We start from the raw sequence: 15,655 nt of genomic DNA, 5'->3' as shown, positions 1-15,655 counted from the left end.
GGGCGCGGGGAACTGCGCGACCAGCCCCCACCGGCCCGCAGACGGCGTCAGTCCAGATAGCCCCTCAGCTGGTCCGCAAAAGCATGGTCCCGGAGCTTGTTCAGGGTCTTCGACTCGATCTGGCGGATGCGTTCGCGGGTCACGCCGAAGATGCGGCCGATCTCCTCCAGTGTCCGGGGGCGGCCGTCCGCCAGGCCGTACCGGAGCTGGACCACCTTGCGCTCCCGCTCGCCGAGCGTCGACAGCACCGCCTCCAGATGCTCACGCAGCAGCAGGAACGCCGCCGACTCCACCGGCGAGGCGGCATCGCCGTCCTCGATGAGGTCGCCGAGGGCCACGTCGTCCTCCTCGCCCACCGGGGCGTGCAGGGAGACGGGTTCCTGGGCCAGGCGGAGGACCTCGCTGACCCGCTCGGGGGGCAGGTCGAGATGGTCGGCGACTTCTTCCGGCGTGGGCTCGTAGCCGCGTTCCTGGAGCATGCGGCGCTGGACGCGGACGACCCGGTTGATCAGCTCGACGACGTGGACCGGGACCCGTATCGTCCGGGCCTGGTCGGCGAGGGCCCGGGACATGGCCTGGCGGATCCACCAGGTGGCGTACGTCGAGAACTTGTAGCCGCGGGCGTAGTCGAACTTCTCAACTGCCCTGATCAGGCCCAGGTTTCCCTCCTGGACCAGGTCGAGCATGGTCAGCCCGCGGCCGACGTACCGCTTGGCCACGGACACGACGAGCCGCAGATTCGCCTCGATGAGGCGGCGCTTGGCCATCCGGCCCATGACGACGAGGCGGTCCAGGTCGAGGGCGAGCTGGCTGTCCAGGTCGGGGGCCGTGCTGAGCCTCTCCTCGGCGAACAGGCCGGCCTCGACACGGCGGGCGAGCTCGACCTCCTCGGCCGCGGTCAGCAGGGGTATACGGCCGATCTCGCGCAGGTACTGGCGGAACAGGTCCGAGGACGGGCCGCTGGTGTCGGCGGCGCGGGCACGCGGCGGTTCGGCCGGCTCGGGGTCCTCCGCCGCCTCCAGCGCCTCGGCGGGCGGTTCGGCCGGCTCGGGCGAGCTCTCGCTCTCGGGCTCCGCCTCGGGGTGGTGCGCGACACGGGTCTGCGGGGGGACCGCGACGAGGACGTCCGTCGCGGCGTCCGGCGCAGTGCTGTCATCTCCGATGGCGCTATTGCTGTCGGTCTGGGTGAGGGTCTGGGTCTGCACGGGGGCGACCTCCAGGATGATCGCTGCTGAGGTGTGCGGCAGCGCTGCTTCGGGAGCGGAGTCGACGGCCTCGCCGCTGTCCGTCCCGTACGCGATGAGCGGAACCGCGGGGGTGTGGGATCCGCTGGGGACGGATCGGCCGCGCTCCGAGGACTCAGGCACCGGACCCAGTGTGGAGTACGACACATCGCCGCCACGAGGGGCGTGCGGTGACTTTTTGCAATCGGGCCGTGACCGCGCGGTTACCGCGGCGTACGCGAACGGCTCAGAGAGCTGCGGCTCCGTGCTCGCGCAGCGCCTGGTCGTACTGCTGGAGTACCCACAATTCGTTCTGTACCGCGGCCAGTTGTGCCGGGTCCGAGTGGGTGCCGAGGCGGGTGAGGGTGCTCTGGATGTCGCGGACGCGGCGCTCCACGGCCCGGCGGCGGACGGTCACCAGCTGCTCGCCCGCGTAGTTCTCGTCGACCGTGCGGCGCATGATCGCCTCGACGGCCAGCTCCGTGACCATGGCGCGGACCGTGTCGTCGGGTGCGGCCTCGCGGACACGGACCAGGTAGTCCTGAGCGTCCTGGACGCCGTACTCCGCGCCGCCCGCCTCCATGATCGCCTGGCGTACGGCGGCATAGGGCGCGGCGGTGAACTCGTCTATGCCGTAGGCGTCGAAGGCCGGGGAGACCAACTCGGGGCGCTGGAGGGCGAGTTTGAGGAGCTCGCGTTCGGTGGCGTAGACGGGGTTGCGGAGGTTGAGGGCCGGACCGGAGGCCGTGTGGCGCGGGGCGGCGTCGTACGACTGCGGGCCGCGGGCCGGGGCCGGCCCCTTGCCGCCGCGGTCGCGGGCCCAACGGGCCAGCTGGGCCACCCGCTTGACCACGAACTGGGTGTCGAGGATGCCGAGCATGCCGGCGAGCTGGACGGCGACCTCGTGCTGGGCGCCGCTGTTCTTGATGCGGGCGACGATGGGGGCGGCCTCGTCCAGTGCGGCGGCGCGGCCCGCCGGGGTGTCGAGGTCGTAGCGGACGACGATCTGGCGCAGCGCGAACTCGAAGAGCGGGGTGCGGGGTTCGACGAGGTCCGCGACCGCCTCGTCGCCCTTCGCCAGGCGCAGTTCGCAGGGGTCCATGCCGTCCGGGGCGATGGCGATGTAGGTCTCGGCGGCGAACTTCTGGTCGTCCTCGAAGGCGCGCAGGGCCGCCTTCTGGCCGGCCGCGTCGCCGTCGAAGGTGAAGATGACACGTGCGCTGCCGTTGTCCATCAGCAGCCGGCGCAGGATCTTGATGTGGTCGCCGCCGAAGGCCGTGCCGCAGGTCGCGATCGCGGTCGTGACACCGGCCAGGTGGCAGGCCATCACATCGGTGTAGCCCTCGACGACGACCGCGCGGCTGGCCTTGGCGATGTCCTTCTTCGCCAGGTCGATGCCGTACAGGACCTGGGACTTCTTGTAGATCGCCGTGTCGGGGGTGTTGAGGTACTTGGGGCCGTTGTCCGCCTCGTACAGCTTGCGGGCGCCGAAGCCGACGACGTCCCCGCCGATGTCGCGGATCGGCCACATCAGGCGGCCGCGGAAGCGGTCGATGGGTCCGCGGCGGCCCTCCTGGGAGAGGCCGGAGAGCAGCAGCTCCTTGTCGGTGAAGCCCTTGCCACGCAGATAGCGGGTGAGGTGGTCCCAGCCCTGGGGGCTGTAGCCGACGGAGAAGTGCTCGGCGGCCGCCTGGTCGAAGCCCCGCTCGGCGAGGAACTTGCGGCCGGTGTCGGCCTCCGGGCTGGTCGCGAGCTGTTCGGCGTACCACTGTGCGGCGATCTTGTGGGCCTCGACCAGGCGGATGCGCTCGCCGCGCTGGTGGGCGGGGTTGTAGCCGCCCTCCTCGTAGCGCAGGGTGATGCCGGCCTGGCCGGCCAGGCGCTCGACGGCCTCGGAGAAGGAGAGGTGGTCGACCTTCATCACGAACGTGATGGTGTCGCCGCCCTCCTGGCAGCCGAAGCAGTGGAAGAGTCCCTTGCTCGGGCTGACCTGGAAGGACGGCGACTTCTCGTCGTGGAACGGGCACAGGCCCTTGAGGTTGCCCCCGCCCGCGTTGCGCAGCTGGAGGTACTCGGACACCACGGCGTCGATCGGGACCGCGTCCCGTACCGCCTTCACGTCCTCGTCGTTGATCCGTCCTGCCACGTGGTGATTCTACGGGGACGGACTGACAGCCTCGGTTCTCAGGAGACGAGGCTTTCGAGCGGAACGTGCGGGTCCGCCAGGGCCTCCGTGTTCACCTGGGTCTTCGAGCGGATCAGTTTCTGGATGGGGTCCGTGACATCCCACACGTTCACGTTCATCCCGGCCAGCACCCGGCCCTCCTTGATCCAGAAGGAGATGAACTGACGCTTGCCCGCGTCCCCCCGGATCACCACTTCGTCGTACGACCCCGCCGGCGCCCACCCGCTGTACTCCATCCCCAGGTCGTACTGGTCGGAGAAGAAATAGGGCACGCGGTCGTAGGTGACGTCGCGGCCGAGCATCGCGCGGGCCGCCGCCGGGCCGCCGTTGAGGGCGTTGGCCCAGTGCTCGACGCGGAGGTGGGTGCCGAAGAGGGCGTGCGGGAAGGACGCCACGTCGCCGGCCGCGTAGATGTCGGGGTCGGAGGTGCGCAGGCGCTCGTCCACCACGACGCCGGCGCCATGGGCCCGGTCGGCGATCTCCAGACCGGCGGCTTCCGCGAGGCCGATGCGGGGGGCCGCGCCGATCGCCGCGAGGACGTCGTGCGCGGGGTGCTCCTCGCCGTCGTCGGTGCGGGCCGCGAGGACCATGCCGTCCTGGCCGACGATCTCCGTCAGCCGCACGCCGAAGTGGAAGCGGACGCCGTGCTCGCGGTGCAGCTCGGCGAAGAGGTTGCCGAGCTCGGGACCGAGGACCGCGTGCAGCGGGGTCTGCGCGGGTTCGACGACGGTGACCTCGGCGCCGTACTCGCGGGCCGCCGCCGCGACCTCCAGACCGATCCAGCCGGCGCCGGCGATCACGATGTGCCCGTTGTCCCGGCCGAGGGCGGTCAGCACGTGCTTGAGCCGCTCGGCGTGGGCGAGGCGGCGCAGATGGTGCACGCCGGCCAGGTCGGTCCCGGGGATGTCGAGACGGCGCGGCTCCGCACCCGTGGCCAGCAGGAGCTTGTCGTAACGGACGAGCGTGCCGTCCTCGCCGAAACGGACCGTCTTCGCCTCGCGGTCGATGGCGTCGACGGTCTCGCCGAGGTGCAGCTCGATGTCGTTCTGCGCATACCAGGCCGGCTCGTGGACGAAGACGCTGTCGCGCTCCTCCTTGCCGAGCAGATAGCCCTTGGAGAGGGGAGGGCGCTCGTACGGGTGGTCACGCTCGTCGCAGATCAGTATCACGCGCCCGGTGAAGCCCTCCGCTCGGAGCGTCTCGGCCGCTTTCGCACCGGCGAGACCGCCTCCGACGATGACGAATGTCTGATCCGCGTCGACCACTTGATGCCTCCTACGGGGTGTCTGAGGGGTGTCCCCTCGGAAAACACTGTGCGTGCCGCCATATGCGAGCGTCCCGCACGGAGTGTGATGGGGGAAGAGGGAGTGGCCCGATCAGGCCACGGAGGGTCACAATCGGGCTCGTTCGGCGTCCCCCGCGTCCCGTCAGTCTCACAGATGCCCCGTCAGACGCGCATGAAGTGAACGGGCCGATGCGTCGGTGAGGGAGGCGATCTGGTCGACGATCACCCGCTTGCGGGCCCGGTCGTCGTCTGCCTGGTCGAACAGGGCGCGGAACTGGGGGTCGAGGCCGTCCGGGGCGCGGGCGGTGAGTGCCTCGGCGAGCTCGGCGACCACGATCCGCTGGTCGGCCCGCAGCAGCTCCTGTTCGGCACGCTGCATGACGTACCGGTCGGCGACGGCCTTCAGGACCGCGCATTCCAGGCGTGTCTCGTGCGGTACGACGAGTTCGGCGCCGTAGCGGGTGAGGCGGCCGGTGCCGTAGGCCGCGCGGGTGGCGGTCTCGGCGGCGAGGCAGAAGCGGCCGATGAGCTGGCTGGTGGCGTCCTTGAGGCGGGCCTGGGCGACCGCGGTGCCGTCGTAGCCGTGCGGCCACCACTCCTGGTCCTGGAGGCGGTCCAGCGCGGCGGCGAGTTCGGCCGGGTCGGTGCCGGCGGGGACGTAGCGTCCGACGGCGACCGCGAAGACCGCCTGGCGTTCGGGCTCCGCGTGCAGGCAGTTGGGGTCGATGTGGCCGGCGTGCAGGCCGTCCTCGACGTCGTGCACCGAGTACGCCACGTCGTCGGACCAGTCCATGACCTGGGCCTCGAAGGTGGTGCGGGTGCCCGGGGCGTCCTTGCGGACCCAGTCGAAGACAGGACGGTCGTCCTCGTAGACGCCGAACTTGGGGGAGGACGGGTCGGTGGGGTGGGCGCCTCGGGGCCAGGGGTACTTGGTGGCGGCGTCCAGGGCGGCGCGGGTGAGGTTGAGGCCTACGGAGCCTTCCGGGGTGAACCGTTTGGGTTCGATGCGGGTGAGGAGGCGCAGTGACTGGGCGTTGCCCTCGAAGCCGCCGCAGTCCTCGGCGAATTCGTTCAGGGCCTGTTCGCCGTTGTGGCCGAAGGGGGGGTGGCCGAGGTCGTGGGAGAGGCAGGCGGCTTCCACCAGGTCGGGGTCGCAGCCGAGGGCTGCGCCCAGTTCACGGCCTACCTGGGCGCACTCCAGGGAGTGGGTCAGGCGGGTTCGGGGGCTTGCGTCCCAGGCCTGGCTGCGGGTTCCTGGGGTGACGACCTGGGTTTTGCCTGCCAGGCGGCGCAGTGCTGAGCTGTGCAGGATGCGGGCGCGGTCGCGTTGGAAGGCTGTGCGGCCGGGGCGTTTGTCGGGTTCGGGGGCCCAGCGTTCTGTTGACTGCGCGTCGTACGACATGTCTCGACAGTAAGCGCAGGCAGTGACAATCGGATGGTGGCGGGGCGCCCCATAGGGTGCCGGGATCTACGGAACTGCAGTCACCCGGCGGTTCAGGCCGACGCCAGTTCCGGGGCCGTACTGATCGGTGTCGTGAGCGCCTGGTCGTAGCGGTGGAGGACCAGGCGCGCCATCTCGGGGTGCGTGCCCAGCGGGGCCGACGCGATCCAGGGTGCCGCCTGCGCGGTCTCCGTGGCGAAGCGGCCGGGAGCTGTGAAGTACGAAGCCACCGCCACGCGGTCTCGGCCGCTCGCGACCAGGGCACGGACGGCGTCCGGGACCGTCGGGGCGGCCGTGGTCGCGTACGCCGGGACCACCGGGACCCCCAGGCGTTCCGACAGCAGCTGGGCCGTGCGGTTGGTGTCGATCTTGGACTCCGGGTCGCGGGAGCCTGCCGCGGCGAGGACGACCGCGCTCCTGCGGCGGGTGGTGTCGTCCATGCTCGTGCACCAGCCGGCCTCGACGAGGCGGGCGCAGAGGGCCTCCACGAGCAGCGGATGCGGGCCGAGGGCGCCGGCCACCCGGGCGCGTACCTGCGACTGGGCGGCCATCTCGGGGATGTCCCGCTTGATGTGGTAGCCGCGGCTGAGGAGGAGGGGAACGAGGACGGCCTCGCGGGTGCCGAGAGTCGCGAGGGTGTCGGGGAGCAGCGGGTCGTTCAGCTCGATGTGGCCCAGGTGGACCGGCAGGCCGGGGCGCTGCTCGCGGATGCGCTCCAGGAGCGTACGGACGGTGCTCAGGGCGCGCGGGTCGCGGCTGCCGTGCGCGACGACGACCAGCACCGGCGGGGCCGGGCGTCGTCTGCCGTTCAGGTGGACGAGGCTGAGCTGGCTGGCGAGCTGGCTGCTGATCCGGTTCATGAGATGCGCCGTACTGTCGAGGTGGGCGGTCGTGGACTCGTCGCGAGGAGGGTTCGACGCCGTCATGGACCGATGGTGGCGGCCGGAGGTTGCCGCCCCGTTGCATGAGAATGACGGGCTTTTTCCGACGGTTCACGGCGGGGGGTGTGGGGTGTGTGAGGCGATCTGACCTGCGGTTTCCTGCTGGGGAGTGAAGCTGGTCACGTCTCGGGTGGCGAACCGTACGGCCTGACAGGACGTCTCTGACTGTCGAAAAGCAGGCCGGAAAGCAGGCCGGAGAAGGGGGACCGATGCGCAGACCACGCCTGCCACGCACGCGTGCCGGGCAGCGGAAGCTGGTGCAGGCCGTGATGGCCGGGTGTGTGCTGGCGCTGCTGCCGGTGACCTGGTTGTACGTCACGACGGGCGACCGGCTGCGGACGACCGCCGACGCGCCCCGCACCGAGGTCGCCGTCGTCTTCGGCGCGGGCCTGTGGAACGGCGAGCCCTCCCCGTACCTCGCGAACCGTCTGAAGGCGGCCGCGCAGCTGTACCGTGCGGGCCGGGTCGAGGTCGTCCTCGTCACCGGCGACAACAGCCGCAAGGACTACGACGAGCCCGACGCCATGCGCACGTATCTGAAGAAGCACGGTGTCCCGGAAGGGCGGATCGTCAGCGACTACGCGGGCTTCGACACCTGGGACTCCTGTGTCCGCGCCAAGAAGATCTTCGGCGTCGACAGGGCCGTGCTCATCAGCCAGGGCTTCCACATCCGGCGGGCGGTCGCCCTGTGCGAGGCGGCGGGTGTCGACTCGTACGGCGTGGGGGTCGACGCCAAGCACGACGTGACCTGGTACTACGGCGGCACTCGTGAGATCTTCGCGGCCGGAAAGGCGGCCCTGGACGCCGTGTTCCACCCCGACCCGCGGTTCCTCGGGCCGAAGGAGGAGGGGGTCGCGAAGGCGCTCGCCGACGCCCGGTGAGCGGTGCCTCACCGCCGCTCCCGGCCGGCCGGGAGGTCGCCGTGCCGCCCGTGTAACAAGGAGCCGTCCCGCACGTAACACAGCCGAAGCACGCTGAGTGGCATGCAGATCTCCGCGACGCCCACGCACTGTCCGTACTGCGCCCTGCAGTGCGGGATGAACCTGACGCCCGCGCCGGACGGCACGGTCGAGGTGAGCGAGCGCGCCGACTTCCCGGTGAACCGGGGCGCGCTGTGCGGCAAGGGCCGTACCGCGCCGGCCCTGCTCTCGTCCCGGGTGCGCCTGACCTCCCCGTTGGTGCGCTCCGAGGGCACTCTGACGCCCGCCACCTGGGACGAGGCGCTGGACCGTATCGCCGAGGGGCTGCGCCGGACGCGTACGGAACATGGCCCGGACGCGGTCGGCGTCTTCGGCGGCGGCGGCCTCACCAACGAGAAGGCGTACACGCTCGGCAAGTTCGCCCGGGTGGTGCTCGGCACCTCGCAGATCGACTACAACGGGCGGTTCTGCATGTCGTCGGCCGCCGCTGCCGGCACGAAGGCGTTCGGCCTCGACCGGGGGCTGCCGTTCCCGCTGGAGGACATCCCGAGGACGGGCTGTGTGATCCTGGTCGGCTCGAACCTCGCGGAGACCATGCCGCCCTCGCTGCGGTTCTTCAACGAACTCAAGGAGAACGGCGGCACCCTGATCGTCGTCGACCCGCGCCGCACGAAGACCGCCGAGCAGGCCGACCTGCATCTGGCACCGAGGCCCGGTACGGATCTCGCGCTGGCGCTCGGTCTGCTGCACCTGGTCGTTGCCGAGGGGCGGGTGGACGAGGAGTACGTGGCCGAGCGCACGGCCGGCTGGGAGGACGCCCGGGCTGCGGCGATGGCGCACTGGCCGGAGTACGTGGAACGGATCACGGGGGTGTCCGTTCCCCAACTGCGGGATGCCGTACGGCTGTTCTGCGAGCCGGAGAACGCGATGGTGCTGACCGCGCGCGGCCCCGAGCAGCACTCCAAGGGCACGGACACGGTCGGCGCGTGGATCAACCTGTGCCTGGCGACCGGCCGCGCGGGCCGCCCGCTGTCCGGGTACGGCTGTCTGACCGGGCAGGGCAACGGGCAGGGCGGACGCGAACACGGCCAGAAGGCCGACCAGTTGCCCGGCTACCGCAAGCTGGACGACCCGGCGGCACGGCGGCATGTGGCCGAGGTGTGGGGCGTGGACCCGGACTCGCTTCCCGGGCCGGGGCGCAGTGCGTACGAGCTGCTGGACGCCCTGGGTACGGACATCAGGTCGCTGCTGCTGATGGGGTCCAACCCGGTCGTCTCGGCGCCGCGTGCCGCGCACATCGAGGACCGCATCAAGTCGCTGGACTTCCTGGCGGTCTGCGATGTCGTCCTGTCGGAGACGGCGGCGCTCGCGGACGTCGTGCTCCCCGTCGCGCAGTGGGCGGAGGAGACCGGCACCACGACCAACCTGGAGGGCAGGGTGCTGCTGCGGCGGCGCGCGATCACTGCTCCCGGCGGTGTCCGCAGCGATCTGGAGGTCATGCACGAACTGGCCGGCCGGCTCGGCGTGGAGAAGGGCTTCCCGACCGATCCGGAGGAGGTCTTCGAGGAGCTGCGGCGGGCCAGCGCGGGCGGGCCGGCCGACTACTCGGGGATCACCTATCGCAGGCTGGCGGAGGAGAACGGGGTGTTCTGGCCCTGTCCGAATACGGAAAGCCAGGGCGAGGGCCGCGGTGAGGACCACCCCGGCACCCCCCGCCTCTTCCTCGACCGCTTCGCGACCCCGGACGGCCGGGCCCGTTTCGTCCCCGTCTCGCACCGGGCGTCCGCCGAGGAACCGGACGAGGAGTATCCGGTGCTGCTGACCACCGGCCGGGTCGTCGCGCAGTACCAGTCCGGTGCCCAGACCCGCCGGGTCGACGAGCTGAACGCCGCGGCGCCGGGACCGTTCGTGGAGCTGCACCCGCGGCTCGCTGCCCGGCTCGGGGCGGCCGAGGGCGACCCGGTGGCGGTGGTCTCCCGCCGGGGACGGGCCGTCGCACCGGCCCGCATCACCACCTCGATCCGCCCGGACACGGTCTTCATGCCCTTCCACTGGCCGGGCGAGGGCCGCGCCAACACCCTCACCAACCCGGCCCTCGACCCGACCTCACGCATGCCGGAGTTCAAGGCGTGTGCGGTGCGGGTGGAGGCGGTTCGGCCGTAGCCGGGGCAGGCGGACTCATCTGATCCGCCAGTCCCCGCTCTCGATCAGCTTCCCGCGGGCGCGCAGACGTGCGGCGACGGCGGGGGCGGCGACGTACACCCAGGCGCGTACGGCCGTGTTTCCGCCCTCGCGGAGCACCTCGCGCTCGACGCGCTCGTAGAGGTTGCGCGGATCCCCGGGGGCGTACTCCTCCAGCCGGTCGAGGGCGACGAGCAACTCCTCGTACCTCTCCGGCATCGCGGTCACGAGCTCCCCGTGCACCACTCCGCCGCGCTCCTCGACGGCGTACGGATATCCGGGTCCGTCGTACAGGACCGCGTCGTTCAGCCGCGCCGGCTCCTCGGCCGCCGTGCAACCGCGCAGGAACAGATCGTGGTTGACCTCGCCGGGGAGGAGGGTGCCGTAGACGAAGAACGGGAGTCTCACAAAAACGATTCTCTCTCCTCACATTCCCCCTCCCATACCTCCCGGTACGCGCTATGGACCTCGCCGTGTCATGGCCCCTTAAATCGTCGTCAACACCTCTGCGCACTCCCCCACGCCCCCACGCGCCCCCACGCGCCCTTTGGCGCCTTTTCGAGGAGATCGATGAGCCGGATACGTATCGACGTCCGAGGTTCCCGTCGGCTCGCCGCCCTCGGCGTGGCCGCCACCACCGCCAGTCTGCTGGCAGCGGCGCTCTCCCCCGCCGCGGTGGCCGACGAACGACCGACCAGGGCGGGCGCGATCGCGAACGCGGCATCGGCGCTCCTGGCGCATGCCGCGAGCCTCGGGCTCACCTCCGACGAGGGCACCAAGGTGCGGGACGTGATCGTCGACAAGGACGGCACGCAGCATGTGCGCTACGACCGGACGTACCGTCAACTCCCGGTGCTCGGCGGCGACTTCGTGGTTCATCTGACCTCGGACGGGAAGTACCGCAGCGCGAACCGGGCCGCGCGGAGCAAGATATCCCTCGCCTCGATCGTCCCCTCCATATCGGCCCCGAAGGCCGCCGACCTCGCGGCGAACGCCCTGCGCGCGGTCAACCTCGGCGAGACGCTGAGGAAGCTGACGGCCAGGCCGGAGCTGGTCGTCGACGCCCTGCACGGGACGCCGAAGCTGGCGTGGCGGACGCAGGTCGCGGCCAAGGACTCCCTGGGCAACCCGGTCTCCCGGACCGTCCTCACGGATGCCCGCACCGGCCGTCAGATCGACGCCTGGGACGACATCGAGACGGCGACGGGCGACGGCAAGTCGCTGTACAGCGGGACGGTGCCGCTGGAGACGACGCAGTCGGGATCGACGTACCAGCTCAAGGACCCGACGCGGGGCGGCACGTACACGGGTGACGCGGCGAACCAGACGGACCTCTGTTTCCTGACCAGCATCTGCGTCAGCCGCGCCCCGTCGACCGTGTTCACGGACACGGACAACCACTGGGGGACGGGTACGGACGCCGACCGCGCCTCCGCCGCCGTGGACGCCCAGTACGGCACCAACGTGACCTGGGACTTCTACAAGAACTCCTTCGGCCGCAACGGCATCGCGAACGACGGCAAGGGCTCGTACAACCGCGTCCACTACGGCAACAAGTACAACAACGCCTTCTGGGACGACAGTTGCTTCTGCATGACGTACGGCGACGGTGACGGCACGAGCCTCGGCCCGCTGGTCGGCCTGGACGTGGCCGGCCACGAGATGACGCACGGCGTCACCTCCAAGACCGCGGCGCTGACCTACTCGGGCGAGTCCGGCGGCCTCAACGAGGCGACGTCCGACATCCTCGGCACGCTGGTCGAGTGGTACGCCAACAACCCCTCGGACCCCGGGGACTACCTGATCGGCGAGAAAATCGTGCGGCCGGGATTCGGCCAGGCCGCCCTGCGCTACATGGACAAGCCCTCCAAGGACGGCAAGTCGGCCGACTACTGGAGCTCGTCGGTGGGCAACCTCGACGTCCACTACTCCTCGGGCGTCGCCAACCACTTCGCCTACCTCCTGGCGGAGGGCAGCGGCGCGAAGACCATCAACGGCGTCAGCTACGACTCCCCGACGTCCAACGGCAAGACGGTGACGGGCATCGGCCGGGACAAGCTCGGCCAGATCTGGTACCGGGCGCTGACGGTCTACATGACGTCCTCGACGAACTACGCGGGGGCGCGTACGGCGACCTTGAACGCGGCGAAGGATCTGTACGGGGCGGGGAGCACGGAGTACAACGCGGTGGCTGCGGCCTGGAGTGCCGTCAATGTGAACTGACCGACCGTGCGGTGAGCGCGCGGACGGCCGCCTCGGTGATCGACCGGGGCGGCCGTCCGGCCGCTCTCGTCACCGGGGCCAGTACGCGAAGCCGTTGCCCACGTACCAGTCGAGGCGGGTCTTGCCGCAGATGCCGCTGCGAATGTCGAGGAAGTCCACATAGACGGCTTTGACCGACCTCTTGGGAAACGTCACGGAGATCTCGGTGGTGACGGTGCCCCGCGCGGGAATGGTCCCCAGCGACAGGGTGCCCGAGTTCCACAGCGGCAGTGAGCCGTTGGTCCTGCTGTTCCAGTGCAGGCCCATCTTGTGCCAGTGCCCCCTGCCGATGCGCCACTGCACGACGGGGGCGGGCCCGCGGTTCCTCGTGAGGTTGCCGACGGCGTAGACGTAGGTGGCCTTGGCCAGGGCCACGGCCTCGGTGTTGTGGACTCGCAGGCGGGCGTACAGCGGTACGCCGGTCCTGCGCGCGGTGGGAACCACCGAGCCTGCGGCATCGGACACCGACACCGCGTCGTACCTGCAGTCGTACACGGCCGTCGAGGCGGCGGCCGACTGGGCGGCCGCGTCGACGGTGCCGGGCAGTAGGCCGACGATGCCGGCCGCCGCAACCAGAGCGGCTCTGCGGCGAACGGTCAATCTCGCCATGTCCCCCTCATTCCCCTGATCTTCGGCGGCAGCATAGCCGGAGTCCGAAGGGGCACCTCGTCGCTCCGGGGCTCTTGTGCGGACCCATGGTCATGACTGCCCGCAGCCTGCGTGCGTCTCATGCCCCGTACGGCCGCCTCTCCCGTGCCTCCCGCAACCCCCTCCCCCACCACACCAGCTGATCCAGCATCACCTTCGCCGCCGCCTCAGGGCCCGACGGGTCCTTGAGGCGGCCCTCGTCGAAGGACGCGCCCGCGTTGTGGAAGGACACCGTGTCGCGGATCGTGACCGCGTGGAGTTCGGCGAAGACCTGGCGGAGGTGTTCGACCGCGCGCAGGCCGCCCGAGACGCCGCCGTAGGAGGCGAGGGCCACGGGCTTGGCCTGCCATTCGGCGAAGTGCCAGTCAATGAGGTTCTTGAGGCCGGCCGGGTAGGAGTGGTTGTACTCGGGCGTGAGGACCACGAAGGCGTCCGCGGCCGCCAATTTCGGGGTGACCGACGAGCGCGCCGCCATCGCCTCGGCGGTCGGGGCGAAGGTCGTGGGCAGGTCCGCTTCGGCCACGTCGACGACCTCGGGGAGCAGGTCGTCGCGGTCGCGCATACGGGCCAGGAGCCAGTCGGCGACGACGGGGCCGAAACGGCCGTGGCGGTTGCTGCCGACGATGAGGGTCACGGCGAGCGGGGTTTCGGTTTCGCGGGGTGCGTCTGTGATCTGCATGCGGCCCAGCCTCGTACCTCGACCTTGATTGAGGTCAAGCCGAGGCCGCGAGCAACGGGTCACCCGTTCACACGCGCGCCCTGCGCCCATCGGGTGCTGTTCCCCACACCCTCCGTCATACGCCGGTGACCTGCTGAAAGTCCGGCCGAGCGGCCGTGCCGCACCGGGATCTGACACCCATTCACCGCATTTCTGACAGACCCTCAGGAAGCGCGCTCGCGCGGCTGGCACTTACCTCGGAAGGGCAGGGGACACCGAAGAGAGCTCGGAGGAGCATCGATGCGACGTACCGCCCGTCTGCTGACCGGTACCGCCCTCGCCGTCGCAGCGGCGGGCTTCGTGGCCGTGCCCGCGTACGCCGATGAAGGCGGCGGCGGTGGTGGTGGTCTGGAGGTGTTCCCCTCCCAGGCCGTGCCGGGCACCCAGATCACGGTGAACACCGCGGAATGCGGCACGGAGGGTACGGCGGCGGGTGACGCCGGGGCGGTCGGGGCCGGTGTCTTCACCCTGGCGCCGAGTGCGCACGACGGCGAGGCGGTCGGGCAGTTCCGGGTGCCGCCGAGCGCGCAGCCGGGGACGTACGAGATCGTCGCCAAGTGCGGCGAGGGCGACCGGCAGGTCACGGGTGACCTGGTGGTGACCCTGACCGCGGGCCATGGGCAGGAGCCCCACGGAAGTGTGAAGACGGGGGTCGGCGGCGCCCTGGGCCCCGATCCCGTGCAGACCGCGGCCGGCGTGACGGCTCTCGCCGTTGCCGCCGCGGGCGGTACCTGGCTCCTGCATCGCCGGGCGAGAGGCGACGGGATCTGACGGACACCCTCCGCTGTCCGTCCACCGGTACCGCATGTCCCTCCCCCTCCGGGTCCGACGCCCCTCGCGGCTCGGAGGGGGTCGGGTACGACCGCTCGAGTCAGGTAGGAGGCTCGCGTGCGCAGAGTCAGCAACGGCGCGATAGGAACCGTCACCATGGTCGCCCTGTGCTCCGGCGCCTGGCTGCTCGGTGGCGGCGCCGGGACGCACGCCCCGCCGCAGCCGTCCGCCGCGCAGGCGGCCCGCTCCGGCCACGGCGGCCAGCCGCGCGGCGCGCCCGCGCTGCCGCCCTCCCCGCCCGACCGCATCCGCATCCCGTCGATCCACGTCGACGCCCCCCTCATGGGCCTCGCGCTCACCCCCTCCGGCAGCCTCGGCGTGCCGCCGGCGGCGAGGAGGAACCTCGCGGGCTGGTACGAGGCCGGCACCACCCCCGGGGAGAAGGGGACCGCCGTCGTCGCGGGCCATGTCGACAACGCCGACGGTCCCGCCGTCTTCTACGACCTCGGCGCCCTGAAGAAGGGCAGCCGCATCGAGGTGGACCGCCGGGACGGCAGCACGGCGCTCTTCTCGGTGGACGCGGTCGAGGTGTACGACGCCGCGCACTTTCCGGACGAGAAGGTGTACGGCGCCGCGAACCGCCCCGAGCTGCGGGTGATCACCTGCGGCGGGGGGTATTCGCGCTCGACCGGCTACGAGGGAAACGTGGTCGTGTTCGCCCACCTCACCGCGAGCCGCTGAGCACCGCAGCCGCGCTGGTCGGCGCACGGTCCACCGACTCCGCGCGCGGTGTCCACCCGGACGTCGTACAACCCGCGCTCAACCGGCCACACGGGAAACGTGGTCGTATCCGCCCACCTCACCACGAGCCGCTGAGCACGCCTGCCGCGAGCCGCTCGGGAGCCTGTCACGAGCCACTGAGCACCGCCGCCGCGCTGGTCGGCGCACGGTCCAGCGACTCCACGCGCGGAGTCCACCCGGACGCCGTACAACCCGCGCTCAACCGGCCACACGGGAAACGTGGTCGTATCCGCCCACCTCACCACGAGCCGCTGAGCACGCCTGCCGCGAGCCGCTCGG

General features: G+C 71.1%; 13 protein-coding genes. 5 read left to right on the top strand and 8 right to left on the bottom strand.

Annotation, left to right across the window (positions count from 1 at the left end):
- Window positions 1–47: 47 nt before the first annotated feature.
- From ACWC1K_RS31065 to ACWC1K_RS31045, 5 genes are all read right to left on the bottom strand, one after another.
- Window positions 48–1,367, bottom strand: a complete 1,320-nt coding sequence (locus tag ACWC1K_RS31065) for an RNA polymerase sigma factor (RefSeq protein ID WP_450836278.1) — start codon at window positions 1,365–1,367, stop codon at window positions 48–50.
- Between the two features lie 103 nt (window positions 1,368–1,470).
- Window positions 1,471–3,369, bottom strand: coding sequence for a DNA primase (gene dnaG / locus ACWC1K_RS31060; protein WP_450836277.1), 1,899 nt, complete (start codon window positions 3,367–3,369; stop codon window positions 1,471–1,473).
- A 38-nt stretch (window positions 3,370–3,407) separates the two neighbouring features.
- Window positions 3,408–4,673, bottom strand: coding sequence for an NAD(P)/FAD-dependent oxidoreductase (locus ACWC1K_RS31055; RefSeq protein WP_450836276.1), 1,266 nt, complete (start codon window positions 4,671–4,673; stop codon window positions 3,408–3,410).
- Between the two features lie 168 nt (window positions 4,674–4,841).
- The gene (locus tag ACWC1K_RS31050) at window positions 4,842–6,095 is read right to left on the bottom strand and encodes a deoxyguanosinetriphosphate triphosphohydrolase (protein ID WP_450836275.1); all 1,254 of its coding nucleotides are present in this window, start codon (window positions 6,093–6,095) and stop codon (window positions 4,842–4,844) included.
- 92 nt (window positions 6,096–6,187) lie between these two features.
- Complete coding sequence (locus ACWC1K_RS31045; protein WP_450836274.1) at window positions 6,188–7,060, bottom strand: sirohydrochlorin chelatase; 873 nt, start codon at window positions 7,058–7,060, stop codon at window positions 6,188–6,190.
- Window positions 7,061–7,284: 224 nt separating this feature from the next.
- Here ACWC1K_RS31045 and ACWC1K_RS31040 point away from each other — a divergent pair, with 224 nt between their 5' ends.
- Window positions 7,285–7,956, top strand: a complete 672-nt coding sequence (locus ACWC1K_RS31040; protein WP_450836273.1) for a SanA/YdcF family protein — start codon at window positions 7,285–7,287, stop codon at window positions 7,954–7,956.
- Between the two features lie 102 nt (window positions 7,957–8,058).
- A complete protein-coding gene (locus tag ACWC1K_RS31035) occupies window positions 8,059–10,158 on the top strand; it encodes a molybdopterin oxidoreductase family protein (protein ID WP_450836272.1) in 2,100 nt (699 codons plus the stop codon).
- A gap of 15 nt (window positions 10,159–10,173) precedes the next feature.
- Here ACWC1K_RS31035 and ACWC1K_RS31030 read toward each other — a convergent pair whose 3' ends face one another.
- Complete coding sequence (locus ACWC1K_RS31030; RefSeq protein WP_450836271.1) at window positions 10,174–10,584, bottom strand: gamma-glutamylcyclotransferase family protein; 411 nt, start codon at window positions 10,582–10,584, stop codon at window positions 10,174–10,176.
- Between the two features lie 162 nt (window positions 10,585–10,746).
- Between ACWC1K_RS31030 and ACWC1K_RS31025 the strand changes: the two genes are divergently transcribed.
- Window positions 10,747–12,399, top strand: coding sequence for a M4 family metallopeptidase (locus tag ACWC1K_RS31025; protein ID WP_450836270.1), 1,653 nt, complete (start codon window positions 10,747–10,749; stop codon window positions 12,397–12,399).
- Between the two features lie 69 nt (window positions 12,400–12,468).
- Here the strand turns inward: ACWC1K_RS31025 and ACWC1K_RS31020 are convergent, their stop codons facing one another.
- A complete protein-coding gene (locus ACWC1K_RS31020; protein WP_450836269.1) occupies window positions 12,469–13,047 on the bottom strand; it encodes a hypothetical protein in 579 nt (192 codons plus the stop codon).
- Window positions 13,048–13,165: 118 nt separating this feature from the next.
- On the bottom strand, window positions 13,166–13,765 hold the full coding sequence (locus ACWC1K_RS31015; protein WP_450836268.1) for an NADPH-dependent FMN reductase: 600 nt from the start codon (window positions 13,763–13,765) through the stop codon (window positions 13,166–13,168).
- Between the two features lie 279 nt (window positions 13,766–14,044).
- Between ACWC1K_RS31015 and ACWC1K_RS31010 the strand changes: the two genes are divergently transcribed.
- Both ACWC1K_RS31010 and ACWC1K_RS31005 read left to right on the top strand, forming a co-directional pair.
- Window positions 14,045–14,575 carry a hypothetical protein gene (locus tag ACWC1K_RS31010; protein ID WP_450836267.1) on the top strand — a complete coding sequence of 177 codons (531 nt, stop codon included), beginning with the start codon at window positions 14,045–14,047 and terminating at the stop codon, window positions 14,573–14,575.
- A 156-nt stretch (window positions 14,576–14,731) separates the two neighbouring features.
- Window positions 14,732–15,316 carry a class F sortase gene (locus ACWC1K_RS31005; protein WP_450836347.1) on the top strand — a complete coding sequence of 195 codons (585 nt, stop codon included), beginning with the start codon at window positions 14,732–14,734 and terminating at the stop codon, window positions 15,314–15,316.
- Window positions 15,317–15,655: the final 339 nt, after the last annotated feature.

This window comes from Streptomyces sp. NPDC001492, from assembly GCF_053597275.1.
Note: the sequence above shows the minus strand (reverse complement) of the source record. Positions and strands in the feature narration are given on the sequence as shown.